Here is a 24,116-nt window from a genome sequence, read left to right on the forward strand (position 1 = left end):
TCATGTGTGACGACCTCCTGGGTCAGCCCGGCCTTATCCCCGAATGAATAGGACAAAGAAGCGACCCCCCTGTCGGCGCCAGACAGGGGGGGTCGCGGGTTTATCGGCGGAACGCTCGGTTCGAGTCCTCGGAATCGACGCCAGACTGACCTCCCGAATCACCTAGCAAGCCAAGGCCTGCGACGAACAGTAAAGCAGCGGGGAAGATCGAGCTGAGGCCGAAAACCGCTAGACCCGCCGCGGGCCCATTCGAAGCGAATACGGGAGCGCTTCCAAGCGCTAGGAGGACGAACGTCACCGCTGCCGCGCGGACAAGGCGACGACGAACCTTGCGAGCCATCTAGATCATCCTCCCCCGGGGTAGGAAACCGGTCGGCACACCGCCTGAGTGTAGTTGGGGCCTGTTACCCCCTCCTGAAAGTAGATCCAGAGTTCGTCGTTTCCTGGGCAGACGCCGTTGCTGCCGAGATACGAACCTGCGACCGCGACCGCCACTGACGCGAAGATGCACGCGGCACCTGCACTGATGACACAGATGACTGCAGCGAGGCCAGCAGCCGTGCCATTGCGTATCGCGACCTGATCCGTGTTGTTGAACGAGATGTACGTTCCATCAGCGTCACTTCCGACCGCGAGTTGTGGAGTCACTTGCCCGGGTTCCGCGACCACCGGCAGAGCGATCGTGCCTTCATCGAAGGAGTACTGCACGAACGAACCATCGTCGATTTGAACGATGCGGTGAGGGACACCCGCGGCTTGCAGTTCCTCATGGGACATTCGCCAGTCTGCCGCCGTGAGCTCCGAGACGGTCTGTAGCTGCTCGTCCAGCGTGGGTTCGGCGGCAGAAGCTGGAGAAGCGGCCGTAAGACCAAGCGCTGACGCGACGGTCAGTGCCCCGAATGCGGCGACCAAACGCATCCGCGTAGTAGAAAGTCTGCTAGCTCTTCTGATCATGCTAAGTCTCCTTTCCGAGCAATTGGACTGCAGGTCCCCACGAAACGCGCGTCACTCGCTCGGGTCAAGAGGGCCGCCCAGAGTATGAGATACCTCTCATACTCTGGGCGGTGCACAAGTAAGCGGTGCGCTCGTTACGGACGCTCATTGCTCTGGCGGTCCACCCCACAGCCGACCTGACCGCCGATGAGGTCGCCGCTCACCTGATCGAGGTCATCAATCTCGTCGTTCTCCCACAGGCGTCAGCAGCGCCCGTGGGGCGACTACGACGGCATAGTCCGCGACCGGTACGGCATCCGCTGGCTCATCGGCTACCAGGGCTGACTGAGACCGTCCGCGCGGAGCGAACCGGTCACAGCTTCCCCGCGCGCCACACGACATCAGTTCCTCACTTGAAGATCCGCAGCATCCGCGCAAATCAGTGGAGCGTAGCAATGCCTGATATGCGCTTCTCCGAATGCACGTATCGACGCGATATCCGCCTCGCCGGCGACTCGCAGAGCCCACTCGGCGGGATCTTCGCTCTGCGACCCGCCCACGGCCCCAGTATGCCCACGCCTGATCATGAGCGGAAGAAGTGCAGCAGACACGCCAGGGCGCTGCCTCCGACATCCGTCTTGAGCGGGATCGGTTAGCCGCGCGACCGACGTACTCTCGGCACATGCCGGATGTGTTCGGGTGGCTCACGATCGCTGCCCTCGCGCTCGCGCCAGTGAGCTTCGCGATCGGCGGCGCAATCGCGTGGCGGCAGGGCCGAGCACTGCAGTCGTCGCCCGGCGCGGGAGGAACCTTCGGAATGGACGAGCTCTTCTACCCGTCAGCCCAGAACGCACGGTTGGCGTGGGAGCAGGAGCAGATCATCCCCGCGCCCGCGCCAACTCCCGACAAGGGGCCCGGAGTCATCGGAGCCGACGGCCGGATCGTCATCGAGGTGATCGACACGGACTGAGTCAGCCTGTTCTGACCTCGGCGCCGCCCGCTACCGAAGGGCGTTGCGGCTGGTGGCGGTGGCCTGGAGCGAGACGCCGTCGGGCACGAAGAGGCTGAAGACGGGCGGATGCCACTGCCCCGCGACCGTTACTCGCGCTGACACCCCATCGGGAGTGGATGCCGAGACCAGACTCGCGTCGGCATCCGACTGCGTCAGCAGCGCACTCGCCTGCGCATACACGTCGCCCGACGAGAGCTCGGCCCGCGGCGCACCACCGGCGATCGTGAGCGTGAACCCGTCAGCGCCGGCGAGCGCAGCAGCGTCGGCGACGCTGTCGAGCCGTTTTTGCGCGAGGTACAGACTTGTCGCGTCGACAGTCACGAGGATGAGAACGAGCGCGAGCATCGCGTACCCCAGGACGAGCGGCAGGATGCTGCCCTCCTCGTCACCCGCGGCAGGCACCGAATCGCGGAGCCGCCTCAGTACCGCCCTCATCCTCCGCTCCAGAACCGGGACATCCGCTGCACCGCACTGGCCTCGACCGGGACGCTCGCGATCTGATCGAGCCCCAGCACCGGCGGCGCGAACGGCAGCGAGACGCGCGTCGCAACCGAAACCCGCACCGCCGCCCCCGCTGTCGGGCAGGATACCGACGCCGGAACACACGAGATCGATAGGGACGTGGCGGAGGCGTCCAGGTCATACTCCGCCATCACTGCCGACAGCACCTCGGAGGCGCTCGAACTGGCCGATGTCGCATCCGACGACAGCGAGATCGCCCGCGCGACGTGGCGGGCTGCGGCTTCGGCGCCGAGCGCCTGATGCTGAATCTGACCGAGCGCGACGACGACATAGATGAGCGGCACAAGCATGAGGAGTCCGACGGTGAGGAACTCGAGCGACGCAGACCCGCGCTCTTCTTCCAGCATCCGAGTCAGTCGTGAACGCAAACGGTCAGCGATCGAACGACTCCAGCGGAGCATGGGCGGTCACCTCCGTCTGCAGGCCGCTCGGCCACAGACCGACCAGCGGGATGCCGGTGCGCACCGTGACCTCAACCACAGGCTGACCATCGATCATGACCTCCCGCGTCCCGACATCCGTTCCGTACTCGGCGCCGATCGCGCGAGTGATCACCTCGCGCGTGCGATCGACGGCTGAGCCGGTGGAAGTGTCGGCGAGTGCGCCGTAATACGCCCCCTCGACCGCCGCGTCGTGCACGACGTTTCTGACGTAGGTGGCGACGCCGAGCTGAATCACCCCGAGTGTGAGCGCCGTGAGCAGTGCGGCGACCATGATGAACTCGACCGGCGCAGAGCCCCGATCGTCATCCCAGAAGCCACGATCACTCACAGCCAGCCGCCTCAGAACCCCGATACGCGGGAGATCGCCTGTTCGAACAAACCCGACAGCGCAGGACCCGCGAGCGCCCAAATCAACACGACCAGCCCCGCGGTCATCAGCGTTATCAGCACCCAACCGGGTACGTCACCGCGGTCTTCACGCAGCGCGGCTGCCACGCCTGCGTCCTCCAGATCGGTTCCCGCACGCGGCGCGATCGCTTCACGCAGGCGGTCCAGCATCCGTCTCATCATCATCTCCTTCAGTTCGGTCTTCTCAGCAGGTGGGCACTCATCCGAGGTCGAGCATCACGACGCCGGGGAAGATCGCGAACAGCACGCTCACTGGCAAAATCAAGAACACCAGCGGCACGAGCATCGCAATCTCTTTGCGACCGGCCTGCTCAATGAGTTCCCGCTGCTCCCCCGAGCGCGCATCGGCTGCGTGAGCGTGGAGCACATCAGCGAGTGGTGTGCCGCGGTCGATGGCGGCGACGAGTTGATCGATCGCGCGCGACAGTGCCGGGGTGTCTTCTCGACGAGCGAACGCGAGCAGCGCATCCGTCAACGCCGACCCCGTGCCGACCTCCACGACAACCTCACGGATGCCTGCCGCAAGCTCTCCGGTCCCCCGACTGCCGACGCGCCGCAGCGCATCGAGCAGCCCCTCGCCCGCAGACAGGCAGAGTGCCAGGAACTCCAGGACGACCGGGAGCTCTTCGTGCAGTCGCCGGGCCCGGGCACGCTCGCCGGCGCGGCGCACCGACTGCTCGCCGAGCGCGGCAGCGGTGGCACCGACCAGGGGCAGCGCCAGTAGGCCTGGATGCGGACCCTGCGTCAGCGCAACAGCTGTAGCCAACGCCGCTCCCGCGCCCGCTCCGAGCAGCGCCCAGACAAGTGCGCGCGAACGCTGCCACGAGGAACGGATGCTCGACAGCCGCTGGGCAGCGGCCTCCCACGCCGGCGCAGCTGATCCGAGAACGGGTACGGTGATGGCGCTGAACGCGCGGCCGGGGTCCCCGTCCGTGACATCGCGCAGGTAGGGAGCAAGGCGCGCCGTCAATCCCCGAGCGCGCCAGCGTGGCGACGCCGAGAAGACGAGGAGAAGGCCGCCGGCGAGCGCGCCACCGAAGACCACGGCGAGGGCAATATCCGTCGGGTTCACGCGAACCACCGCCTCGGCTCAGCGAGCCTTCCCACACGGAGCATGAGCCGGAACGCGACAACAGTCACGACGGCGCCGCCGAGGATCAGCGCAACACCCTGCGGTGACGCGTATGCGGCGGCGGCCTCGGGACGAAGCGCGAGAAGCCCGAGAATCACCCACGGAGCGACGGCGCCGAGAACCGCCGCAGCCCGAATCCACGACTGCCGCGCCTCGACCTCGGCGCGCAGTGTCGCATCAGCGCGAACCGCCGCACCGAGCGCGCGCAGGGTTGGCACGAGCTCGGTGCCGCCGACCTCACGCGCCATGCGCAGGGTTTCGACGATCCGGTCGGCGATCGGATCGGCCAGGCGAGTCTTCAGGCCAGCGAGCGCGGCATCCAGATGCCCGGATGCCGCGACATCACGGGCAAACCTGACGAAGTCGGGTCGAAGCCGCTCAGGACCTGAAACAGCAAGGCTCGCGACCGCGTCAGCGAGCGACATCCCGGCCCGAACCGACGATACGAGTAGGTCGCACACGTCGGGCCAGAGGCCTCGACGCTCTTTGGCACGTCGCCGAGCCCGAGACTGCAACCACGCGATCGGGGCGTATGCGCCGACCAGCCCCGCGAGAAGCCACAGGGGCAGCGTGGGAAAGATGAGCCACGCGAGTGCGGCACCGATCACGCCGACAAGGGCAGAAGAGGCCAGAACGTTGCGAGAACTCGCCCGCTCCGCAAAGCCTGCCTCGCCGATCAGCCGGGTCAGCGCCGAGGGTGTCGCCGCTGATGCGGTGCCGCGTCCCGCCGGCCACAGCCACGGCGACATGATGAGCAGCACTCCTGTGCCGAGCATCACTCCGACGAGCAGAATCATCGGTCCCTGCTCCGCATCAATGGTTGCCGTTCCCGTCGGGCCGCGGGTCGGGTCTGGATGACGCCATCCTCGATTCCCGTGGGCTCGACGATCTCGGTCACGCGTCGCCGACCGGTCGCGTCCCGCTGGCAGTGGACGACAAGATCGACGGATGCCGCAACCGCCGGCACCACGAAGCCGCTGTCGATGTTGCGGCCCGCCAGCAGCGGAAGGGAGCAGAGCTTGCGGAGTGCGTCGGATGCGGAGTTGGCGTGGATCGTCGCGGCGCCGGGCACGCCGGTGTTCAGTGCCAGCACGAGATCGAGAGCTTCGGCATCTCGAACTTCGCCGATGACCAGCCGATCTGGCCGCATCCGCAGCGCCTCTTTCACGAGGCGGCGCAGCGTCACCTCCCCTCCCCCTTCGAGGCTCGGCTGACGCCCTTGCAGCGCGACCAGATCGGCGGCTTCTACGGCGAGTTCGAACGTCTCCTCCACCGTGACAATGCGCTGCGACGGCGCACACGCGGCAATGAGCGCCGCAAGTAGCGTCGTCTTGCCGGCGTGCGTGGCACCCGAGACGAGGATGCTGCGCCCCTCGCGCATCGCGATCGCCAGCAGGTCAGCATCCGCCGCCGTGACGCTGCCCGCCGCGACGAGGTCATCGAGCGACCGGTAGCGCGGAAGGAACTTGCGGATGTTCACGACCCAGTGACGCCGCGTGATGTCGGGGATGACGACGTGCAAGCGACTACCGTCGGGAAGCGAGGCATCGACAAAGGGCTGGCTGAGGTCGACACGTCGGCCGGTCGCGTGCAGCATCCGTTCGACGAGGTCTCGTACCGCCGTGTCGGTCAGCGCGAGCGGGACGCGGGACGCGACCCCAGCGCGCGCCACGAAAATCCGGTCGGGCGCGTTGATCCAGAGTTCCTCGACCTCGGGGTCGTCGAGGTAGGCCTGCAACGGACCGAATCCCGAGAGCTGGGCCAGGATGTCGCGGACGTGGTGCGCTTCGTCGTCGAGGGTCCGCTCGCCGCGGGCCAGCGCGAAGTCGTTGTGCCGACGCACTTCGGACCTTGCGATCTGGCTCGCCCGATCGGGGTCGCGTTGCGGATCAATCTGTGCCGCCCGCAGCGACTCGCGCACACGCGCGACGACCGAAACTGTCGGGTCGGCGGGCGAGGTGAGGGTCACCCGTGCATCCTGACAAGGCCGCGTGCTGCGCCGCGGGAGTTATCCACAACGAGGCAGCTAGCGCCGTCACCTCGCCGAGGACGCGGTCCGTCGCGCGACCTCGCGTGGCGCGCCCAAAGCCCGCAGCGCGTAGAGGATCGTCGCAACGTCGACGAGTTCCTGGATGAGGGCGCCCGCAACGGCGGGGATGACGCCCGTCATGGCGACGATCATCAGGGCAATGCTCAGCCCGATTCCCACGCCGATGGCGGTGAGCGCGACGCGCAGGGTGTGGCGCGCGATCCCGACGGCGTCGGCAACCGGGGCAAGAGCATCCACCAGGATGACGACATCCGCCGCATCCCCCGCAGCCGTCGCGCCGCGCGCGCCCATCGCGACGCCGATATCGGATGCCGCGAGCACCGGCGCATCATTCACCCCGTCACCGACCATCATCATCGGACGCGGTTGCAAACCAGCGGCAAGTTCGACCTTGTCGCCGGGAAGAAGCTCCGCGTGAACCTCATCGATCCCCACCGCCGCCGCAACCGACTGCGCGGTAGCGCCGACATCGCCGGTGAACATCGCAACCCGGCTCACGCCGGTCTCTCGGAGCCACGCGACGACCCCCGCGGCATCGGGGCGTGGGTCGTCGGCCAGGATGATCGTTCCCGCGAACCGTCCATCGATCGCAACGTAGGCCGCGGCCTGGCCTGCATCCAGGGTCTCGCGTGGCGCCGTTCCGGTGAGCGCCGCGACATACGCGGGCTTGCCGACGGTGACGGGCCGACCCTCTACCGATGCGTTGACGCCGTTGGTGGCCTCTTCCGAGGCGTCAGACGCAGGGAGCAGATCGAGCCCGCAGTCGAGGGCGGCGCGGCGCACGCTCTCTGCCAGCACGTGCGTGGAGTACTGCTCCGCAGAGGCCGCGAACTGCAACACCTCGTCAGCGGTGAACCCGTCCGCGGGCCGCACGGCGACGAGAGAGGGACGGCCCCACGTCAGCGTCCCCGTCTTGTCGAAGGCCGCCGAACGAACGCGTGCGAGCTGCTCGATGACCGCGCCGCTCTTGATGATCACACCGGCCTTCGCCGCACGTGACAGACCTGCCAAGAACGCAACCGGCGCGGCGATCAGGAGCGGACACGGGGTCGCGAGCACCAGCACCTCAGCAAAACGCACCGGGTCTCCCGATATCGCCCACGCCGTTCCCGCCAGCACGAGAGACACCGCGGTGAACGGTACGGCGAACCGGTCGGCCAGGCGAACCACCGGCGCCCGGGAATTCTCGGCGGCATGCACGAGCGCGACGATCTGCTGATACTGACTGTCGGCGCTGCGTCGCGTCGCGCGAACCTGCACCGCCCGAGAGCCGTTCACCGCTCCCGAGTAAACCTCGTCTCCCTTGTCGCGTTGCACGGGAAGGCTCTCGCCCGTGAGCGACGATTCGTCGAACTCCGCACTCTCGCTCAGCAGCACAGCATCCACCGGCACGATCTCGGCCGGCCGCACCAGCAGGATGTCTCCCACGACGACGTCATCGACGGGGACATCCTTCGCGATCTCGACAGCCCCCGACCCGTCGCCGGTCACGATGTGCGCCGTCCGCGGCGATCTGTCCAGCAGCGCACGAAGATCGCGCCGCGCACGCCGGCCGGCGATATCTTCAAGCGCCGCCCCGCCCGCGAGCATCAGGACGATCACGAGCGCCGCCAGATACTCACCGACTGCGAGGGTCGCGATCATCGCGGTGACGGCGAGAACATCGAGCCCAACATGCCCGCGCAGGACGTCGCGCACCATGCCCACGAGCGTCCAGACGATGACCCCAGCGACCCAGATCGTCGCGACCCACCGCGCCCCATCAAAGAGGCCGGATGCCGTAAGAACCCCGACGGCGAGGAGCACCAGCGCGGTAGCCGTGACCAGCGGGTACGCCCAGATCCAGCGCAGATACCTCATTCGAACCTCCCGCGCCGCAACCGGGGCGGCGCCCCCGAGCCTAGGCACGCGCAGCCGCACACGCCAGGGCACCTCGTCCTGCTCCGCAAGCCCCTGTCGCTGTCCGGCATCCGCGTTGCACAATGGCACCAGAGCATGCGGACGCGGCATCCGGAGGGCGGGGAACATGACGATAAAGACACCGAGCCACGTGGCACGGAAGACCGGCACGGGAATCGTCGGCGGACTGGTCGGGGGCGTCATCCGCGCGGCCTGGGCGGGCCTCGCGTTCTGGGACCTCTATCTCCGCCCCGAGAACAAGCTCAACGGCAAGAAGCCGCTTTGGGCCTTCGTGATCCTGCTCGGCGGGGTTGGTCCGCTCATCTATTTCTTCTTCGCTCCCAAGCGCTGATTCTGGACGCCATAGCGCTAACTCCTGCACCAGTAGACTGATCGCACCCGCGGGAGTGGTGAAATTGGCAGACACGCAGGATTTAGGTTCCTGTGCCTTCGGGCGTGTGGGTTCAAGTCCCACCTTCCGCACGCGAGGCATCCTGCCGCGCCCTTGACCGCCGACACCGACGGAACCTTCGTGCACTCACTGGCTCTCATCCCCTGGCTCGACCCCGAGACGATCATTTCCGCGGCAGGGCCGTGGGCTCTGCTGGTGGTGTGCCTGATCATCTTCGCCGAAACGGGCCTGCTCATCGGGTTCCTCTTCCCCGGCGACACTCTGCTGATCATCTCGGGGCTGCTGACGCACACCAACGACGTCTTCGGCGTGAACATCTGGGTTGTGTGCTCACTGATCGCACTTGCCGCTTTCATCGGTGGCGAGGTCGGCTATTACATCGGGCACAAGGGCGGACCTGCCGTGTTCGAACGCAAGGAGTCGGGGATCTTCAGCAAGCGCAACGTCGAGCGCACCAACGCGTTCTTTGAACGCTTCGGCGGGATCACGGTCATCCTCGCCCGTTTCGTTCCGATCGTGCGCACCTTCGCTCCCGTCGCTGCGGGCGTCGGGCACATGCCCTGGCGCCGGTACACGCTCTACAACCTGATCGGCGCCCTGCTGTGGGGCTTCGGTCTCACCATGGTCGGCTACCTCATCGCCTACATCCCCTGGGTTCGTGACCTCGTCACCGAGTACATCGACATCATCCTGCTGGTCGCGGTCGGCGGCACGGCGCTCGTCGTCGCGTACCACTACTTCAGTGAAAAGTGGAAGTCCCGGAAGGAGGCTGCGTCGGGCGGGACGCTCGAGACCGATGCCGCCGAAGCACGCGACCTGGCTCTGGAACCCGACGTGTTCGAGCACCGCCCCGAGGACTCTCAGTAAGGGTCGTCCTCAACCGGCGCGCGTCGCGTAGTCGTTAGCACGACGCGCCACGTCATCGACGTAGCTGTCCAGGTTGTTGTAGCTGAACACCGCAGCCCGCCAAGCCTCTGCGACTGCAACCGCCCCGGAGGCGCACAGGTAGCGACCCGCGGCGAGCGCTGCGTCGTCGATCTGGTTCGGATTGGAGTCACCGTCGCCGTTGCCGTCTGAGCCCCAGCGCAACCACGTCGAGGGAATGAACTGCATGGGTCCCACCGCCCGATCCCACACCGTGTCGGCATCCCACCTCCCGCCATCGGTGTCGGGGATCGCCTGAACCCCGTTCCCGTCGAGCGCGGCACCCCGAATGGCGGGCTCGGGGAATCCGTCTGTGCCCAGCACCGCTCCCCCGTGGCGCCCGTGGTCTGACTCCACCGATCCGATCGCGGCGATCGTGTTCCACCCCAGTCCGCAGCCGGGTTGCATCGTGGAGATCGCCAGTGCTGCTGACGCGTACGCGGTCATGGCCCGCTCCGGGATGCCGGTAGCGGCGGCTACCCGCGCCACCCAGGCCGGATCGGGTACGGGGCTCGAGGACGCTGGGCTCGAGGTCGTTGCATCGTGCACCGCTTCTTCCGCAGCATCCGCGTCCGCGATGGGCGGTTCCGGCGCCACGGCAGGCGGCGCCTCCGGCGCGCGCTCCCCCGCGGGAGCTGACACCACAGCAGAGACGTTCAACAACACCCAGACGAGCGTCCCTGCAATCACGAGAATCGCTGCGAGCAGGCCGAGGGTGCCACCGATGCCGGAGCGCACTGGCGGGTCGGGTGAGTGCTTCATCGGTTCAGTCATGTCGAGTCGCCCAGATGATAACGATGCGAGACGAACGGATGCCTACACCATCGGCATCAGCGATCTCCATCCTCGGCCCGCTACTGTTCGTAGCGCACACCTACGGAGACCCGATGACCCTCTTTGACGAACCGGATGCGGCGGGCGACGACCACCCGTTGACGCCGACGCGGCGGCGCAGCGCCACCGCGTGGTGGGTTGCGCTTGGCGCGCTCGTCATTGCGATTGCGCTCGGCGCGAGTGTGATGTTCGCTCAGTCATTGCCGGAACCTGTGCGTAGCTGGCTGCTGCCCGCCCAGGGGTGGGTTGCACAGACGCTCGATCTGCCCGGTGATTGGGGCCCTGTGCCCGAACCGTCAACCGCGGTCGCGGCACTCGCCGATCAGATGTCGCTGACGGAATCGGGACGTTAGGTGTTCTACCGCACCGAACCAGAGCTGGTCGGCGACGAGATCCTGACGCTGTGCGAACGAGGTCACGGCGGTGAACCCGATCCGTCCCCCTCGCCATCGGTGAGCGGCGAGGACGAAGGCGGCGCCGTGACCCTCGGCTGCTACCGCCCGAGCACAGATCGCATGTACCTCTTCGAGCCAGACGACGAGCGCCTGACGGGATTCACGGTCACATTCGCCGCGCACGAACTGCTCCACGCGGTCTACGGCCGCATGAACCCGGATCAGCAGCGCGAGGTCGATGCGCTCGTCGCCGCCGAAGCGGCCAGAATCCCCGAAGGCGATCCGGTGCTCGCCCAGATCGAGGCGTCGGTGGGCGCAGACGAATCACGTCGCGGTAACGAGCTCTTCGCCTACCTCGGCTCACAGGTGGAGCTCGACGGCGGATTCACTCCTGAGCTTGAGGCGCTCTATGCCGAGACCTTTGCCGACCGCTCAGCCCTCGTCGCGGTGCACGCGGCGTCGATCGCCGTGCTCGACGGCGTGCGGGCCGACGTCGATGCCGCGTGGTCTCGGGTTGCCGAGGTAGAAACTGCGGCCGGGCAGGCACGCGCGCAGTGGAACGCCGACCAGAGCTGGTACGACCAGGCTCTGGTCCGGTACACCAGCGATCTCGCCCAGTTCGAGGCGACACCGGAGGCCGAGCGCGGGTCGTACGTCGTGACGTTCACGACCTTCGCGGGCGAGCGCCGTCAGACGTCGTGGGAAGAGTACCTGCGCTATCGCGCCGACGAACTCGACGGCTTGGCAGCTGACCTCGCCGCACGGGAACCTGCCATCGCCGCGCAGGAAGCTTCGGCGGCCGAGCTGCGCGCGCAGACCGAGGCGCTCACTGCCGACGCGAACGCGCTGTTCGCCGCGGCCTTTCCCGGTTCGTCCTGAACAGCACGTTTCGTCTCGCTCCGCTCGCTCAACGAACGGGGTGGGCGCGGTCTCCGCTTAGCCGGACTTTTTCTCGCGTGCGGCGCGCGAGCGTTCGACGCTGGCGCGTAGCGCCTCCATGAGGTCGATGACTTCGCCGCCCTGCTCTTCGGTCTTCTCGCCGAACGTCTCGGACGTATCGAGTGCGTCCCCTTTCTCGAGCTTGGCTTCGATGAGGGTCCGCAATTCCTGCTGATACTCGTCGACGAAGTCGGCGGGGTCGAAATCGCCCGAGAAGCTCTCGACGAGGGATGCCGACAGCTCGAGCTCTTTGTCAGAGATCCTCACCGACTCACTGAGCGCGGGGAACGCGGCCTCGCGCACCTCGTCTGCCCACAACAGGGTTTGCAGCACGAGCACGTCGCCGCGCACCCGGAGCGCCGCCAGCCGTGTCTTCTGCCGCAGCGAGAACCGCACGATCGCGGTGCGGTCGGTCTGCTCCAGCGTCTTGCGCAGCAGCACGTAGGCCTTGGGGGACTTCGAGTCTGGTTCGAGGTAGTACGCCTTGTCGAGCGTCATAACGTCGACCTGCTCGCTCGGGACGAACTCGACGACCTCGATTTCGCGACTGCGTTCGGAGGGAAGCGCCGCGAAGTCCTCTTTCGTCAGGATGACGGTCTTCTCGCCGTCGTCGTAGGCACGGTCGATCTCGCTGTAGGGCACAACCTCGCCGTCGAGCTCGCAGACGCGCTGATAGCGGATGCGGCCCCCGTCGGCGGCATGGACCTGATGCAGCGACACGTCGTGGTCCTCGGTGGCGGCATAGACCTTCACCGGAACGTTGACCAGTCCGAACGTTAACGCGCCCTTCCAGATCGACCTCATCACCCCAGTACACACGTTCGCGGCGCCCAGTGCCAGCATCTGACCCGTCTTAGGCACCGCGGGCTAGCCTGGGCCCATGGCGGGTCGGGAGCAGACTGTGCAGGTGCAGGGGCACCGGTTGCGCCTCACCAATCTCGACAAGGTGCTGTATCCGGCAACCGGCACCACCAAGGGTGAGGTCATCGACTACTACAGCCGCATTGCCGCCGTCATCCTGCCGCTGCTGGCGGGTCGCCCCGTGACCAGAAAGCGCTGGCCCGACGGTGTGGGCGACGCGGAGCATCCGGGCATGTCGTTTTTCACAAAGGATCTCGAGCGCGGCGCGCCCGAGTGGCTCCCCCGGATGCCGATCGAGCACTCCTCGGGCACGAAGACCTACCCGCTCATCGGTTCGCAGGCGGCGCTCGTGTGGCTTGGGCAGGTCGCGAGCCTCGAACTCCACGTGCCCCAATGGCGTTTCGCGTCGGATGGATCCCCCGCGAACCCGGACCGGCTGGTCTTGGACCTCGATCCGGGACCGGGTGTCGGACTCGCCGAGTGCGCCGAGGTCGCCCGGCTCGTGCGGGAGATCCTGCACGGGATGTCTCTGGAGAGCATCCCTGTCACCAGCGGCAGCAAAGGCATCCATCTGTATGCACCGCTTCCTGGAACCCTCACGAGCGACGGCGCCTCGAATCTGGCGCGGGAATTGGCTCGCGCGCTCGAGGCTGACCATCCGGATCTGGTCGTCAGCTCCATGTCCAAGGCGGTGCGTGCGGGAAAGGTCTTCTTGGACTGGAGTCAGAACAACGGCAAGAAGACCACGATCAGCCCGTACTCGCTTCGAGGGCGTGAGCATCCGACGGTGGCAGCTCCCCGCACGTGGGACGAACTGTCCGAGCCGGATCTGCGCCAGCTGCTGTTCTCGGAGGTCCTCGAGCGCGCGGCGGCGGGGATCGCCCCGTTCTTCGGTGCGTCGACGGCCGCTGCTTTGGACCGCTACCGCGAGAAGCGGGATGCGGCGCGAACCCCGGAGCCGGTTCCGGATGCCGGAGCCCGGCCGACCGCGCGCGGCGCCGGTGATCCGCCGCGCTTTGTGGTGCAGGAACATCACGCGTCGCGTCTGCATTTCGACCTGCGACTGGAGCGGGACGGTGTCCTGGTCAGCTGGGCGGTCCCGCGCGGTATCCCCGAGACGCCCGACCGAAACAACCTCGCCGTGATGACCGAGGATCACCCGATCGAGTACCTGACGTTTCACGGCACGATCCCGAAGGGCGAGTACGGCGCCGGAACCATGACGGTGTGGGACACGGGCACCTACGAGACCGAGAAATGGCGCGCCGATGAAGTCATCATCCGCACCCACGGCACCCCGGGTGGCGCGATGGATGGCGTTCGGTTCGCGCTCATCCGAACCGCTGGCGAGGGCGAGAAGTCGCAGTGGCTCCTCCACCGGATGAAGGACGCGCTGACTGCGAAGAAGCCCGCTACACGCGCGATTCCCGAACCACGCGAGTCCCCCAAGCGTGAGTCCCGCGCGCCTGCCGGCGGCGTCGCCCCGATGCTGGCAACCCTGTCGACGCCGGGGCTTGCCGCAGGGGCGATCGCCCGCTGGGGCGGCGATCCCTGGGTGGAAATGAAGTGGGACGGCATCCGTGCGGTGGGGACCTGGGACGGGAGAACCCTCACCCTGCGCGCCCGCAGCGGCAACGACCTGACAGCGACCTATCCCGACCTACAGGATGCTGCGCTGGGCGAGGCACCGTGCGTGGTCGACGGCGAGATCGTCGCGCTGGACGAGAAGGGCAGACCGAGCTTTCCCCTGCTGCAGCAGCGGATGAACCTTGCGAACCCGACAGAGATCATGCGCGAAGCCGCGCGCACGCCAGTGAGGTACTACCTGTTCGACCTGCTCCAGATCGACGGGCAGGATGCGACGGCATTGCCACTGCGCGATCGCCGTGCACTGTTGGAGCGTCTTGCCGACGGCGCGAGCGAACGTGTCACCGTCCCACCGGTCTTCGACGATCTGGATGCAACGCTCGACGCGGCACGCGAGGCCGATCTCGAGGGGCTGGTCGTCAAGAACCCTGGGTCCCGCTACCGACCCGGCGAGCGCTCGCCCGATTGGCTCAAGATCAAGCTCACCCGCACCCAGGATGTCGTCATCGGCGGCATCTGGCCCGGTCAGGGTGGCAGGTCGGGAGCGATCGGATCGCTCCTGGTCGGCATCCCGAGCCCGGACGGATTGCGGTACGCGGGTCGCGTCGGTACGGGCTTCTCGGATGCCGCGCTTGCGACTCTCGGGCGCCTGCTCGCCCCTCTCGGGACCGACGAGAACCCGTTCGTCGGCGTGCCGGTGGCCGACGCACGCGATGCGATCTGGGTCAGGCCCGACCTTGTCGGCGAGGTCGAGTTCGCCGAGTTCACCCCCGGCGGCATCCTGCGCCACGCTCGCTGGCGCGGGCTGCGCCCCGACCGCTCCCCCGACACCGTCGTGCGCGAGGACAGCCCCTAGGCGTGCGTCGCGTCGCCCGAATCGACGTGGCCCGCGGGCTCGAGCTGAAAGGTCGAGTGCGCGACGTCGAAGTGTGAGGCAAGGCAGGTCTGCAGGCGCGACAGGATCTCGCCCGATCGCCCCGCGGCGATGGCATCCGGGTCGATGACGACGTGAGCGGTGAAGACGGGAGCTCCGCGGGTCAGCTGCCACACGTGGATGTCGTGCACGGCGACGACGTCCTCAGCCGAGAGGATGTGCTCGCGGATATCGGCGACGTGGGTGCCTTTCGGCGCCGATTCCGACAGGACGTGGAAGACCTCGCGCAGCAGCCCGACCGCGCGCGGGACGATCAGTGCGGCGATCAGGAGTGACGCGACGGCATCCGCTGCCTGCCAGCCGGTCACCATCACAATGATCGCGGCGACGATGACCAGAGCCGAGCCCAGCAGGTCGCCGAGCACCTCGAGGTACGCGCCGCGGACATTGATGCTCGTGCGCTGCGCGGCAGAGAGCAGCCACATCGCTGCGGCGTTGGCGAGAAGTCCGATGATCGCGACGATCAGCATGATGCCGCCTCGCACCTCGGCCTCTCCCGGATCGAGCAGGCGCTGGATCGCCTCGACAACGATCCACACCGACAGACCGATCAGCAGGACGGCATTGATCAGGGCCCCGAACACCTCGGCGCGCTGGTAGCCGTACGTCTGGCGGTCGGTAGCCGGCCGGGCCGCGACGATGCTCGCAATGAGCGCTATCACGAGAGCCGCAGTATCGGTCAGCATGTGGACCGAGTCGGCGAGCAAGGCAAGCGAGCCGCTGAGGATCGCGCCGACCACCTGGACGACGAGAACGACCGAGGTGATGGTGAGCGATGCCGTCAGGAGCCGACGGTTGCTCGCGCCACGGATGCCGGGAGCGTGATCGTGCACGCCACCCAGCGTAGGGGCGAGAGCAGGCCGCGGCAGGGCTTTACGCGCAATCGGGAACGAGTCTGATTCTCGCTTCCGTAGCGGCTGTCAGAGTGCCGACAACAGGGGCGCGAGGGCGATGAACGCTTGGGCCCGGTGCGACGCTGCGGTCTTCTCCTCGGGGCTCCACTGCCCGACAGTCCGCTCGGCGCCCGGTTCCTGGCCGTCGGGGATGAAGATCGGGTCGTACCCGAATCCACCATCGCCGCGCGGCTCGGTGGCAAGGCGCCCGTGCCACCGCCCCTCGACCACGTGCTCCATGGCGAAGGCCGTCGACCCCGGTTCAGGGACCACCAGCGCAATGGTCGACACAAAGGATGCCTTCCGGTGCGGGTCCGCGATGTCGGACAGCTGGTCCAGCAGCAGATGCATGTTCGCGACGGCATCCTTCTTGTGTCCCGCCCAGTACGCGGAGAAGATTCCCGGCGCCCCGCCCATCACGCTGACAGCGATGCCGGAGTCATCCGCGAGCGCCGCGAGGCCCGTGTGACGGGCAGCTGCCCGCGCCTTGATCAGGGCATTCTCGGCGAAGTTGACGCCGTCCTCGACGGGCTCGGGTCCGTCGTAGCCGATGACATGGAGGTCGGGTCGAGTCGCCGCGACGATCCTGCCGAACTCGGCGACCTTGTGGGGATTGTGGGTTGCCAGAACGATCTGCTGCGGCATCCGGTCACTCACCCGTGCGGTCGGAGTCAGCGTTGAGCGTTTCGGTCTGGATGTCGCGCAGGCTCGCGCAGCCGGAGAGCCCTAGTTCGAGGAGGGCATCCAGCTCGCGCTTGTCGAAGGGCGCGCCTTCGGCGGTGCCCTGCACCTCGACGAACAACCCGCGCCCCGTCACGACAACATTCATGTCGGTTTCGGCACGGACGTCCTCGACGTAGGCGAGGTCGAGCATCGGCTCACCGTCGATGATGCCGACCGAGACAGCGGCCACCGAGTCCAGCAGCACCTGCGACTTCTGGCCGATGAACTTCTTGCGCCGCCCCCACTCGATCGCATCGGCGAGCGCCACGTAGGCTCCCGTGATCGCCGCGGTGCGGGTTCCGCCGTCGGCCTGCAGCACGTCGCAGTCGATCACGATCGTGTTCTCGCCGAGTGCCTTCGTGTCGACGACGGCCCGCAGCGCCCGGCCGATGAGGCGGGAGATCTCGTGTGTGCGCCCGCCGATCTTGCCCTTGACGCTTTCGCGGTCGTTGCGGTCGTTCGTGGCGCGAGGCAGCATCGCGTACTCGGCGGTCACCCAGCCCTTACCTTTGCCGGTCAGCCACCGGGGAACACCGTTGGTGAAGGATGCCGTGCACAGCACGCGGGTTCCGCCGAAGCTGATCAGCGCTGATCCTTCTGCCTGGGCCGACCAGCCTCGTTCGATCGTGATGGGGCGCAACTGGTCGACGGCGCGGCCATCGGTGCGGGTGATCTCGCTCATGCGGGTTCTCTTTCGGGTCGGATGCTCCGCCTCGGCGGAGCGTCGGTCAGTGCGGCAGGTCAGTGCCGCAGGTCGATGGCTCCGGTCTGCACGAGGCGAACGTCTCGCACCTCGCGGCCCATGAGCCGGTGGGCAAGTCTCACGAACTCGTCAGCGGAGTCGCCGGTGGCCTCGTAGGTGTGGGTCGCCGTGGCATCCGTTCCCGCCAGCAGATCCCGGCTCACGAGCTGCCGGTACACGTCGTTCGCCGTCTCGGTGTCGCTGGAAACGAGCGAGACATCCGGCCCCATGACGTAGCTGATCGCGCCCTTGAGGAACGGGTAGTGCGTGCAACCGAGGACGAGGGTGTCGACGGCGGAATGCCGCAGCGGCGCGAGGTACTCTTCGGCCACGGCGAGCACCTCGGCGGTGTCGGTCTCGCCTGCCTCCACGAACTCGACGAAGCGCGGGCACGCCTGCGCGAACACCGTGAGGCGGTCGTTCACCTCGAGCATGTCTTGGTAGGCGCGCGAGCCGATCGTGCCGCTGGTGCCGATGACGCCGATCCGCCCTGACCGGGTCGTCGACATCGCCGTCCGGACTGCCGGCCCGATCACCTCGACGACGGGGACGTCGTAGCGTTCGCGGGCATCGCGCAGCACCGCGGCGGATGCCGTGTTGCAGGCGATCACGAGCATCTTCACGCCCTGCGCGACGAGCGTGTCGAGCACCTCGAGCGAGTAGCGGCGCACATCGGCGATGGGCTTGGGCCCATAGGGCGAGTGGGCGGTATCGCCGATGTAGAGCAGCGACTCGCGAGGCAGCTGGTCCGAGATGGCCCGCGCGACGGTGAGCCCGCCGACACCGGAGTCGAAGATCCCGATCGGCGCGTTGTTCACGGTGCACCAGCCTACGCCAGCGCTCGTCTCTCACCCGTCGCTGGCGGCACGGGATGGATGCCGCGGCGGCGCCATCACTAGGCTGGCGCGCATGACAGCATCCGTCAGCACGGCCCTGCTCACCGACCGGTATGAACTGACGATGCTCGATGCCGCACTCCACGATGGCACTGCCTCGCGCCGGTGCGTCTTCGACGTCTTCGCGCGACGCCTACCCGGCGGCCGCCGGTTCGGCGTCGTGGCAGGCACCGGGCGCCTCCTGAGCCTGTTACGCGACTTCCGGTTCGGTGATGACGAGCTGCGCTTCCTGCGGGACGAGCGGGTGGTGGATGCCCAGACACTGCGCTTTCTCGAGGGATACCGCTTCACGGGATCGATCCACGGCTACCGGGAGGGCGAACTGTATTTTCCGGGGTCGCCGCTCCTGACGATCGAGGGGACCTTTGCCGAAGCCGTCATCCTCGAGACCCTCGCCCTCAGCGTCCTGAACTACGACTCCGCGGTAGCTGCCGCCGCGGCACGCATGAGTATTGCCGCCGGTGACCGTCCACTCGCCGAGATGGGCTCGCGGCGAACCGGCGAATGGTCAGCTGTCGCTGCCGCGCGGGCCGCCTTCATTGCGGGATTCGGTGCATCGAGCAACCTGGAGGCTGGGCGCCAGTGGGGCATCCCCACGATGGGTACCGCAGCGCACAGTTGGACCCTGCTCCACGACACCGAAGCCGATGCTTTCGCAGCACAACTGCTGGCCCTCGGCGACCAGACCACGCTTCTCATCGACACCTACGACATCGAGACGGGCGTAGCCACCGCCATCGAGGTCGCCGGAACGAGGCTCGGCGGGGTGCGGATCGACTCGGGTGATCTCCCCATCGTTGCTGCGCAGGTTCGACGGCAACTCGACGCCCTCGGTGCTCGGGATACGCGCATCACTGTCACGAGCGACCTCGACGAGTTCGCGATCGCGGCACTGGCAGCATCCCCGGTGGATGCTTACGGCGTCGGCACGGCGCTGGCGACGGGGTCCGGCTCGCCGACGGCGGGCCTTGTCTACAAGCTCGTGGCACGCCAGGATGCCGGCGGAGCGTGGATTCCGGTGGCGAAGACCTCAGCGGCCAAAGCCTCGCAGGGCGGGCGAAAGACGGCCTTTCGAATCCTCGAGGACGGGATTGCCCGCGAAGAACTCATCGTCGTCGCCGAAGGATTCGAACACCGCGAAACGCCGGCGCCGCATGCGGATGCCCGTGCCCTGCAGGTTCCGCTCGTGGTCCACGGCGACATCGATGCATCGGCCGAGGGCCCCCATGGCGTCAGCGTCGCTCGGGATCACCACGCACGCGTGCGCGCCGAACTTCCGCTCGCGGCGCTGGCACTCAGCCGCTCGGAGCCTGCCCTGGAGACCACGTACCAAGCGGGCTGACCGCCCGAGCGCTGCGGGTCAGTGCTGCATCCGCTCGTAGATCTCTTTGCAGGTCGGGCACACCGGGAACTTCTCGGGGTCGCGGCCGGGCGTCCACTTCTTGCCGCACAGCGCCTTGACGGGCTTTCCGGTAAGAGCCGACTCGAGGATCTTGTCCTTCTTGACGTAGTGCGAGAACCGCTCGTGGTCCCCCGGTTCGACAGTCTCTTCGCGAAGGAGCTCTTCTAGCTCGCGATCGAGGGTCGCAAGTCCGCCCTGGTCGGGGCTGTCCAGCGGAGTACTCATGGTCAGTCAGTGTAGTCCCGGCATCCGGCCCCGGCTCGGGCTCGCCCGTCCGGATGCTGCACGGGCAGTGGCCGGAGAAGTGCCGTCAGGATGCCTCGGCGAACTCCATGATCCGCCCGGTGCGGCGTGTGAACACGGCAGCGCCGATGGCCACGCCGAGCACGAGCACTCCGAGCCCCGTCGCGACGCCGACCCAGAGCGCGAGCGAGGCTGCCTCGATCGTGCGCGTGAGCGCGAGCCAGGTCCACCACAGACTCGGCACCGACGCGGCCAGGGCGCCGAGCATGACGAGGGCCTGCGACACCGCCCCGCTGGATCCGGTGCGCTGGGGCTGCTGGAACGGGCTCTCGCCCGGGGGCGTGACGGGATAGGGGAAAGCAGCCGAGGCGATACTCGACAAGCCGAGACCTGAGAAGAACAGTGACGCGCACACGCCCGCGATCGCCGGTGCGATCGCCCACCGTCCGTGAAGGGCGACAGACACCGGAATACCGATGGCCAGCACAGGGACGGCGATGACGAGGATCGGAACAAGTCGCCCAACGCGGTCGGGAAGGCCTCGCAGGCCGCTCGCGACGTGCATCCAGATCGCCGTCGAGTCGTACGCAAGGTCGTTGTGAGGCAGCCACCCGAAAAAGAGTGCGGCGAACAGGATCGGGACGAGCGCCGCGACATTGGCGGGAACGCCGGCGATCAACAGGGGCACCACGGTCGCCACTGCGGCGACAGGAATCACGAGGGTATTCACGAGGTACCGCCGGTCGCGCAGCCAATACACCAGGCTTCGGGCGGCGACAGCTCCCCCGGGGGTGCCGGGAACGACGCTGAACCACCCGAGTCCGCCGCGTTCCCGCGTTGTCAACGGCTTCTCGATACTCGAGAGGAAGTGACGCACCAGCGCGAGCCACGCAAACCCCAGCGCGACGACAGTTGCCAGCGCGACGATCAGGGCAAGGAACCCGGATGCGTCGCCCCGCGTGAACAGCAGGGGGAAAGCCCACGCCGCGCCAAAGGGCGTGAAACTCAGGATGTCGACCACCTGCTGCAACGGGCCAGGAACGGTGCCACGCCAGTCAAGCGATGCGAGAAAGACGCCCACGGGGACGACGATCACCAGAACCGTGACGAGCAGAAGCCCGGAGAGCTCTCTCGACCGGCGATCACCGAAGACGAGGCCGGCAACGCCGAGCGCGACGCGGGCAAACAGGACGCAGGTCGCCACCCCGATGACTGCAGCGATGATCGCCGCCACGGCGGTAGCCCCGGCGGCCACCCAGACAACAGCCGCGCAAACGGCGAGCGCAACTAAGCCGAGCACCGGCACGCTGAACAGCCCGGCGAGGGCGAGCGCTCCCGCGAGGGGATCAGGAGCAAGCGCGAAGACACGGAACCGGCGCGGATCGAGCGGATCGGTGACCGCGGCGACGATGGGAGCCAACGCGAAGGCGAGCGTCAGCGTTGCCCCGCAGAAGATGGTGATTGCTGCGACAGCAGCGGTGGATGACTCCTGCATACCCAGAAGTGCCCAGCAGGCGGCAACGGTCGCCGCCAGCAACAGCAGCGCCCCGACGACACCCCGAGTGACCTTCTGCGGATCTCCGCGGAAGGCACCGAGTAGCAGCGCGAGTCTCAGTCGGAGAACGTGTGCAACCACTCGAGGCCCTCCAGCTCGCCCGCCCCGCCGACGAGTTCGACGAATCGCTCTTCGAGGCTGACCTCGCCGCGCACCTCATCGATCGTCCCTTCGGCCACCAGGGAGCCGGCGACGATGACCGCGACGCGCGAGCACACGCGCTCCACCAACTCCATGCCGTGACTGGAGAGGATGACGGTTCCACCGTGCGCGACGTAGGCGTGCAAAATGTCGAGAATCGCCGCGCTCGAGACCGGATCGACGGCTTCAAAGGGCTCGTCGAGCACCAGCACGCGGGGCGAATGGATGAGGGCGCCCGCGAGCATGATCTTCTTGGACATACCGGCGGAGTAGTCCGACACGACTCGGCCGAGCGATTCGGTGAGATCGAAGGCCCGAGCAAGGTCGATCGTGCGTCGCTCGACCTCGGCTGGCGGGAGGCCCCGCAGTGCACCGTAGTAGTAGAGCAGCTGACGACCGGTCAGCCGGTCGAACGTACGGAACCGGTCGGGAAGCACGCCCATGAGCCGCTTCGCAGCCAGAGGCTTGGCCGCGGCATCCACGCCCGCGATGGTGATCTCGCCGGAATCGGCGCGGAGCAGACCGGCGATGATCGACAGGGTCGTCGTCTTACCCGCGCCGTTGGGTCCGACGATCCCGTAGAAGCTGCCGACGGGAACGTCGAGACTGATCCCGTCCAGTGCCTGCAGATCGCCGAACGACTTACGGATGCCGCGCAGCACCAGCGCTGGCGCCGGCGCCGCATCCTCGGCCTCGACTGGCGCAAGGTTGGTCGACCCCGCGATCGTCGCGACGGCCTGCTCGGCCGCGTCCGCGGAGTCAGCTGTCGCAGAGTCGGCGACCGATTCGGGCTCGTCGGTCTCCGGAACCACGGTCGCGACGATCTCATCGCGGGTCTCGCTTGCCGCGACGGACTCCACCGGCGTGCCATCGACCGTGGTCGCATCGAGATCAGCGGCGGCCGCATTCTGTTGCTCCGGCGGCTTCGCTGCCGAGACAGGTCTCTTGCGCGGGGTAGCCGGTCGCGTCGCCGCGGGCTTGCGTGGCGTGCGGGGACTGGAGCCCGACGCCTTCGAGGCGGTCGTCCGAGAAGTCGACGTCTTGCGCGGTGCGCGCGGCGTGCGGGGCGACGCCGGCTTCTTCGCGGAGCCCTCCCCCGGTGTCTTGCCGGACTCGCCGGAGGACTCGTCGGGAAGATCCGTCGCCTCAGTCACCGCTCCAAACTATCAATCGACCTCTGCTTCAACCCCCCGATGACACTCCATGCCAGGCGGATGCTCAGCCGAAGCGCCTAGGATCACGCCATGGCCGAGAAGGTCCACCAGATCCATTCGCTGCCGGATGACGCCCCCTGGTCGGGTGGGCTTCCTCCGGAAGGATCGGACGAGCACCCGATGTTCATCCGAGCGCTTGATCGCGTGCTGGCAATCCAGCGGCCCGTCGTGCTGGCTCATGTGCGCAGCATCCGTCTTCGCCAACCGAACGCAACTTCCACTCAGATCATCCGCACCCTCGAGCGGCGATACCTCGCCGCGGTGACCACCGGCGGCGCGGCGGTAGGCGCCACTGCCGTCATCCCCGGTATCGGCACCGGCGTCACCCTCGCGTTAAGCGGCGTCGAAACCATCGGGTTCCTGGAAGCGACCACACTGTTCGCACAGTCTGTCTCCGAAGTGCACGGCATTCCGGTCTCGGATCCCAACCGCGCCCGCGCGCTCGTGCTGATGCTGCTGCTCGGACAAGAGGGTATTGACCTCGTCTCGCAGCTCGCGAACCAGGCAACCGGGCGAGGGCCGGCGCGCTCGACCTACTGGGGAGAAATGGTCACCAAGACAATCCCGAAGGCAGCGTTGGGGCCTCTGGTCGATCGCCTGAAGACCACCTTCGTCCGCCAGTTCGCCGCCAAGGGCGGGGCATCCTGGATCGGCAAGGCCCTCCCGTTCGGCATCGGCGCGGCTATCGGTGGCACCGGCAACCACATCCTCGGCCGGCGGGTACTCGCGGGCTCGCGCCGAGCGTTCGGCATTCCCCCGCAGGCGCTGCCCCCAGAGACCGCGCCGCTTCCGGGCGCCCGGCGGCTCGAGCACTCTGCGGTTTCGGCCGTGCGGCGAGCGGGCTCTGCCGTCGGTAGCGGCGTGAGCCGCGGTGCGTCAGTGATCAGCAGTGGTGTCTCCAAAGGCACGACGGCGATCGGCGGGGTGGCTCGAAGCATCACGCGTCGCCCCGACACAGACACAGGAACGCACGCGACAGACGCCGCCCCGGAATAGTCCGGGGCGGCGTCGGTCGGGTCTGT

The 24,116-nt window shown here is 67.5% G+C and carries 26 protein-coding genes and 1 tRNA gene; 9 read left to right on the top strand and 18 right to left on the bottom strand.

Translation table 11 applies throughout. The features are described from left to right. Positions 1 to 345: 345 nt before the first annotated feature. Entirely contained in the window at positions 346 to 918 is a 573-nt protein-coding gene (locus tag AADH62_RS14175; protein ID WP_341580072.1) for a hypothetical protein, read from the bottom strand. A gap of 697 nt (positions 919 to 1,615) precedes the next feature. Between AADH62_RS14175 and AADH62_RS14180 the strand changes: the two genes are divergently transcribed. Then, complete coding sequence (locus AADH62_RS14180; protein ID WP_341580073.1) at positions 1,616 to 1,903, top strand: hypothetical protein; 288 nt, start codon at positions 1,616 to 1,618, stop codon at positions 1,901 to 1,903. 30 nt (positions 1,904 to 1,933) lie between these two features. On the opposite strand, the gene AADH62_RS14185 is transcribed toward AADH62_RS14180, so the two are convergent. From AADH62_RS14185 to AADH62_RS14220, 8 genes are all read right to left on the bottom strand, one after another. After that, entirely contained in the window at positions 1,934 to 2,380 is a 447-nt protein-coding gene (locus tag AADH62_RS14185) for a pilus assembly protein TadG-related protein (protein WP_341580075.1), read from the bottom strand. After that, positions 2,377 to 2,868 carry a TadE family protein gene (locus AADH62_RS14190; protein WP_341580076.1) on the bottom strand — a complete coding sequence of 164 codons (492 nt, stop codon included), beginning with the start codon at positions 2,866 to 2,868 and terminating at the stop codon, positions 2,377 to 2,379. The genes AADH62_RS14185 and AADH62_RS14190 overlap by 4 nt, the downstream gene beginning before the upstream one ends. Then, entirely contained in the window at positions 2,840 to 3,238 is a 399-nt protein-coding gene (locus tag AADH62_RS14195; RefSeq protein ID WP_341580077.1) for a TadE/TadG family type IV pilus assembly protein, read from the bottom strand. Before AADH62_RS14195 ends, AADH62_RS14190 begins: the two co-directional genes overlap by 29 nt. A gap of 11 nt (positions 3,239 to 3,249) precedes the next feature. Further along, entirely contained in the window at positions 3,250 to 3,480 is a 231-nt protein-coding gene (locus tag AADH62_RS14200) for a hypothetical protein (protein ID WP_292708614.1), read from the bottom strand. A gap of 37 nt (positions 3,481 to 3,517) precedes the next feature. Continuing rightward, entirely contained in the window at positions 3,518 to 4,390 is an 873-nt protein-coding gene (locus tag AADH62_RS14205; protein WP_341580078.1) for a type II secretion system F family protein, read from the bottom strand. After that, complete coding sequence (locus AADH62_RS14210; RefSeq protein WP_341580079.1) at positions 4,387 to 5,247, bottom strand: type II secretion system F family protein; 861 nt, start codon at positions 5,245 to 5,247, stop codon at positions 4,387 to 4,389. The genes AADH62_RS14205 and AADH62_RS14210 overlap by 4 nt, the downstream gene beginning before the upstream one ends. Further along, on the bottom strand, positions 5,244 to 6,419 hold the full coding sequence (locus AADH62_RS14215; protein ID WP_341580081.1) for a CpaF family protein: 1,176 nt from the start codon (positions 6,417 to 6,419) through the stop codon (positions 5,244 to 5,246). Before AADH62_RS14215 ends, AADH62_RS14210 begins: the two co-directional genes overlap by 4 nt. A gap of 66 nt (positions 6,420 to 6,485) precedes the next feature. After that, positions 6,486 to 8,360, bottom strand: a complete 1,875-nt coding sequence (locus AADH62_RS14220; RefSeq protein WP_341580082.1) for a heavy metal translocating P-type ATPase — start codon at positions 8,358 to 8,360, stop codon at positions 6,486 to 6,488. 190 nt (positions 8,361 to 8,550) lie between these two features. On the opposite strand from AADH62_RS14220, the gene AADH62_RS14225 reads away from it, so the two are divergent. From AADH62_RS14225 to AADH62_RS14235, 3 genes are all read left to right on the top strand, one after another. Next, entirely contained in the window at positions 8,551 to 8,751 is a 201-nt protein-coding gene (locus AADH62_RS14225; protein WP_341580083.1) for a PLDc N-terminal domain-containing protein, read from the top strand. Positions 8,752 to 8,800: 49 nt separating this feature from the next. Further along, positions 8,801 to 8,882 (top strand) — tRNA-Leu (locus AADH62_RS14230). A 49-nt stretch (positions 8,883 to 8,931) separates the two neighbouring features. Then, complete coding sequence (locus tag AADH62_RS14235) at positions 8,932 to 9,678, top strand: DedA family protein (RefSeq protein WP_341580114.1); 747 nt, start codon at positions 8,932 to 8,934, stop codon at positions 9,676 to 9,678. Between the two features lie 9 nt (positions 9,679 to 9,687). Here the strand turns inward: AADH62_RS14235 and AADH62_RS14240 are convergent, their stop codons facing one another. Further along, a complete protein-coding gene (locus tag AADH62_RS14240; protein WP_341580084.1) occupies positions 9,688 to 10,509 on the bottom strand; it encodes a lytic transglycosylase domain-containing protein in 822 nt (273 codons plus the stop codon). Between the two features lie 113 nt (positions 10,510 to 10,622). On the opposite strand from AADH62_RS14240, the gene AADH62_RS14245 reads away from it, so the two are divergent. Together AADH62_RS14245 and AADH62_RS14250 are read left to right on the top strand one after the other, a co-directional pair. Further along, positions 10,623 to 10,922, top strand: a complete 300-nt coding sequence (locus AADH62_RS14245) for a hypothetical protein (RefSeq protein WP_341580086.1) — start codon at positions 10,623 to 10,625, stop codon at positions 10,920 to 10,922. Further along, entirely contained in the window at positions 10,923 to 11,843 is a 921-nt protein-coding gene (locus tag AADH62_RS14250) for a hypothetical protein (protein ID WP_341580087.1), read from the top strand. 57 nt (positions 11,844 to 11,900) lie between these two features. Here AADH62_RS14250 and AADH62_RS14255 read toward each other — a convergent pair whose 3' ends face one another. Continuing rightward, complete coding sequence (locus tag AADH62_RS14255) at positions 11,901 to 12,707, bottom strand: Ku protein (protein ID WP_341580088.1); 807 nt, start codon at positions 12,705 to 12,707, stop codon at positions 11,901 to 11,903. 76 nt (positions 12,708 to 12,783) lie between these two features. Between AADH62_RS14255 and AADH62_RS14260 the strand changes: the two genes are divergently transcribed. Continuing rightward, positions 12,784 to 15,207 carry an ATP-dependent DNA ligase gene (locus AADH62_RS14260; RefSeq protein WP_341580089.1) on the top strand — a complete coding sequence of 808 codons (2,424 nt, stop codon included), beginning with the start codon at positions 12,784 to 12,786 and terminating at the stop codon, positions 15,205 to 15,207. Here AADH62_RS14260 and AADH62_RS14265 read toward each other — a convergent pair. From AADH62_RS14265 to murI, 4 genes are all read right to left on the bottom strand, one after another. After that, on the bottom strand, positions 15,204 to 16,118 hold the full coding sequence (locus tag AADH62_RS14265) for a cation diffusion facilitator family transporter (protein ID WP_341580090.1): 915 nt from the start codon (positions 16,116 to 16,118) through the stop codon (positions 15,204 to 15,206). The genes AADH62_RS14260 and AADH62_RS14265 overlap by 4 nt on opposite strands. 87 nt (positions 16,119 to 16,205) lie before the next feature. Further along, a complete protein-coding gene (locus AADH62_RS14270) occupies positions 16,206 to 16,823 on the bottom strand; it encodes a non-canonical purine NTP pyrophosphatase (RefSeq protein WP_341580091.1) in 618 nt (205 codons plus the stop codon). Between the two features lie 4 nt (positions 16,824 to 16,827). Then, positions 16,828 to 17,583, bottom strand: coding sequence for a ribonuclease PH (rph, locus tag AADH62_RS14275; protein ID WP_341580092.1), 756 nt, complete (start codon positions 17,581 to 17,583; stop codon positions 16,828 to 16,830). A 59-nt stretch (positions 17,584 to 17,642) separates the two neighbouring features. Continuing rightward, positions 17,643 to 18,461 (bottom strand): glutamate racemase, encoded by an 819-nt coding sequence (murI, locus tag AADH62_RS14280; protein WP_341580093.1) that lies wholly within the window; start codon positions 18,459 to 18,461, stop codon positions 17,643 to 17,645. Positions 18,462 to 18,552: 91 nt separating this feature from the next. On the opposite strand from murI, the gene AADH62_RS14285 reads away from it, so the two are divergent. Beyond that, positions 18,553 to 19,881: a nicotinate phosphoribosyltransferase gene (locus AADH62_RS14285; protein WP_341580094.1), complete on the top strand. Its 1,329-nt coding sequence runs from the start codon at positions 18,553 to 18,555 to the stop codon at positions 19,879 to 19,881. An 18-nt stretch (positions 19,882 to 19,899) separates the two neighbouring features. Here AADH62_RS14285 and AADH62_RS14290 read toward each other — a convergent pair whose 3' ends face one another. The 3 genes from AADH62_RS14290 to AADH62_RS14300 all read right to left on the bottom strand — a co-directional run bounded on the left by AADH62_RS14290 (position 19,900) and on the right by AADH62_RS14300 (position 23,034). After that, complete coding sequence (locus AADH62_RS14290; protein ID WP_292708570.1) at positions 19,900 to 20,166, bottom strand: DUF3039 domain-containing protein; 267 nt, start codon at positions 20,164 to 20,166, stop codon at positions 19,900 to 19,902. An 85-nt stretch (positions 20,167 to 20,251) separates the two neighbouring features. Further along, positions 20,252 to 21,820, bottom strand: a complete 1,569-nt coding sequence (locus AADH62_RS14295; RefSeq protein ID WP_341580096.1) for a hypothetical protein — start codon at positions 21,818 to 21,820, stop codon at positions 20,252 to 20,254. Beyond that, a complete protein-coding gene (locus AADH62_RS14300; RefSeq protein ID WP_341580098.1) occupies positions 21,796 to 23,034 on the bottom strand; it encodes an ABC transporter ATP-binding protein in 1,239 nt (412 codons plus the stop codon). The genes AADH62_RS14295 and AADH62_RS14300 overlap by 25 nt, the downstream gene beginning before the upstream one ends. Positions 23,035 to 23,124: 90 nt before the next feature. Between AADH62_RS14300 and AADH62_RS14305 the strand changes: the two genes are divergently transcribed. Then, positions 23,125 to 24,090 carry a hypothetical protein gene (locus AADH62_RS14305; RefSeq protein ID WP_341580100.1) on the top strand — a complete coding sequence of 322 codons (966 nt, stop codon included), beginning with the start codon at positions 23,125 to 23,127 and terminating at the stop codon, positions 24,088 to 24,090. Positions 24,091 to 24,116: the final 26 nt, after the last annotated feature.

Source organism: Microbacterium schleiferi, from assembly GCF_038150145.1.
Lineage (GTDB): Bacteria > Actinomycetota > Actinomycetes > Actinomycetales > Microbacteriaceae > Microbacterium > Microbacterium schleiferi_B.

Bases quoted from the DNA above. Each gene is read 5' to 3' on its own strand.
- AADH62_RS14175 (WP_341580072.1), bottom strand. From the start codon at position 918: ATGCGTTTGGTCGCCGCATTCGGGGCACTGACCGTCGCGTCAGCGCTT.
- AADH62_RS14180 (WP_341580073.1), top strand. From the start codon at position 1,616: ATGCCGGATGTGTTCGGGTGGCTCACGATCGCTGCCCTCGCGCTCGCG.
- AADH62_RS14185 (WP_341580075.1), bottom strand. From the start codon at position 2,380: ATGAGGGCGGTACTGAGGCGGCTCCGCGATTCGGTGCCTGCCGCGGGT.
- AADH62_RS14190 (WP_341580076.1), bottom strand. From the start codon at position 2,868: ATGCTCCGCTGGAGTCGTTCGATCGCTGACCGTTTGCGTTCACGACTG.
- AADH62_RS14200 (WP_292708614.1), bottom strand. From the start codon at position 3,480: ATGATGAGACGGATGCTGGACCGCCTGCGTGAAGCGATCGCGCCGCGT.
- AADH62_RS14210 (WP_341580079.1), bottom strand. From the start codon at position 5,247: ATGATTCTGCTCGTCGGAGTGATGCTCGGCACAGGAGTGCTGCTCATC.
- AADH62_RS14220 (WP_341580082.1), bottom strand. From the start codon at position 8,360: ATGAGGTATCTGCGCTGGATCTGGGCGTACCCGCTGGTCACGGCTACC.
- AADH62_RS14240 (WP_341580084.1), bottom strand. From the start codon at position 10,509: ATGACTGAACCGATGAAGCACTCACCCGACCCGCCAGTGCGCTCCGGC.
- AADH62_RS14245 (WP_341580086.1), top strand. From the start codon at position 10,623: ATGACCCTCTTTGACGAACCGGATGCGGCGGGCGACGACCACCCGTTG.
- AADH62_RS14255 (WP_341580088.1), bottom strand. From the start codon at position 12,707: ATGAGGTCGATCTGGAAGGGCGCGTTAACGTTCGGACTGGTCAACGTT.
- AADH62_RS14260 (WP_341580089.1), top strand. From the start codon at position 12,784: ATGGCGGGTCGGGAGCAGACTGTGCAGGTGCAGGGGCACCGGTTGCGC.
- AADH62_RS14270 (WP_341580091.1), bottom strand. From the start codon at position 16,823: ATGCCGCAGCAGATCGTTCTGGCAACCCACAATCCCCACAAGGTCGCC.
- rph (WP_341580092.1), bottom strand. From the start codon at position 17,583: ATGAGCGAGATCACCCGCACCGATGGCCGCGCCGTCGACCAGTTGCGC.
- AADH62_RS14285 (WP_341580094.1), top strand. From the start codon at position 18,553: ATGACAGCATCCGTCAGCACGGCCCTGCTCACCGACCGGTATGAACTG.
- AADH62_RS14290 (WP_292708570.1), bottom strand. From the start codon at position 20,166: ATGAGTACTCCGCTGGACAGCCCCGACCAGGGCGGACTTGCGACCCTC.
- AADH62_RS14305 (WP_341580100.1), top strand. From the start codon at position 23,125: ATGGCCGAGAAGGTCCACCAGATCCATTCGCTGCCGGATGACGCCCCC.